Here is a 1,698-nt window from a genome sequence, read left to right as displayed (position 1 = left end):
TCGGAACCAGGGTTGGAGTTGCGGTTATCAAGGAACTTTTGGCTTCGTGATTTCCGCCTCTGGTTAACAGTAGGATTTTCAGTTTCAACGACCTGTTTGCCATTTTAGGAATTTATATAATCTCCACTGGCTTAAAAATAAAATTAAGCGGTTATTGAAACTCACATAAAAATTAAAAGAGAGGCTACTTTCCCACGGCCGTCGCTGTCGTATCTAGTACAACAGATTCTTTTCTTCTCACGTTTGGTGCCAGTGACATGAGTATTAGACATATGGCCATAGGTATCATTAAAGCATACACACCTGCCATTGAATAACCTATCTTTGGTATCAGGTATCCCATCAATGGCCCGCCAATCATAGCGCCAATGTTGAAGACCAGGTATAGAAATCCCACTGCAGTACCAATCCACGGGTCTTCAACGCTTTCCTGGGAGAACGCCTGTATATTGCCATATATGGCATATCCGCCTCCCAAAAATATCACAGCTGTAAAGGCAATGATGGGACTCATATGAATTCCGAAAAGAACAATTGTTCCAATGAGCATTACCAGCGCACCCAGTTGGATAATTCTTTTCCTGTTTGTCCTGTCTCCAACTATTGCACCAGGGTATGCCAGTACTATGCCAGCAAATCCGAAGGTTGAAAGAACAATGGCAGCAGTACCCTTGCTGATGCCATCATGTGTTAGAAATGGGGTTGCATATGAATTATATGCAAAAAAGGCTATTCCAAAGAAAAGATATGAAAACGATGCCAGAAGAAGCGATCTGTTCATGTTTTTCAAGATCCCGTGCTTTGGCTTATTTTTGATTTTATAGGTAGAGGGAATAAACATAACTGTAAGAATAATCAGTATAAGGCCCGATAATCCTGCTATTACAAAAGGGATATCGAACGTACTTATTGTGGAGAACCTGGCAAATATCAAGGGGCCCAGAGCGAGACCCAGGTTAAACATTACACCCGCTGTTGCAATAACTGTTGCCCTTATTTTAGGTCTAAGATCGCCTAAGAATGCTGATATTTCAGGCTGTATCATACCAACACCAAAACCAACCATAAATCTGTATATTACCAGTTCATATTCATTTCTCACAAATCCTGTCAGTGCGGAAAAGAGTGAGATAACAGTTAGAGATATTATAATACCATTTCTTGTAGTAATCTTATCGAAAATTACACCGCCAACTATGCTGAAAATCATTATTCCTGCAGAGAAACCAGCAGCTGTTATACCAAGCAGAATTGGATTGACATTAATTATCTTCAATATAAAGGTTCCGCCAAAGAAGAACAGATTTGCATCGAAACCATCCAAAAACATACCCATTCCTACGAGGACAGCTATCATAATCAGCCCACCAAGACTCTGTGCTTTCTTAACTGTCGTATCAACCAATTTTTACTACCCCAATAAATACAATTATTAAAACTATAAAAATATTTCTCCCCATCAGAATTTTATAAAATTATGTAAATAAGTCAGAGCCGGTTGGTACTGTTTTACATGCACCTCAAGGTACACTTGACCAACTGGTCTTACCTGCAAACAAATTATTAAAAGAATAGATATAAACTTTGTCCCCGCATCTATGGCAATTACATACAGTTATGTGAATAACAATGATATTACAGAAAATATTTCTGAAAACCCGAGTTTCCTGCTGGATACCACTCTGGCTACGTGAGGNG

Annotated in this window: 1 protein-coding gene; it reads right to left on the bottom strand. The window is 39.2% G+C overall.

The window, feature by feature from the left end; all coding sequences use genetic code 11:
- Positions 1 to 184: 184 nt before the first annotated feature.
- Positions 185 to 1,357: an MFS transporter gene (locus AMDU4_RS09110; RefSeq protein ID WP_021787687.1), complete on the bottom strand. Its 1,173-nt coding sequence runs from the start codon at positions 1,355 to 1,357 to the stop codon at positions 185 to 187.
- Positions 1,358 to 1,698: the final 341 nt, after the last annotated feature.

The sequence above is a fragment of the Ferroplasma sp. Type II genome, from assembly GCF_000496155.1.
This window is presented reverse-complemented; position numbering and strand designations above follow the sequence as displayed.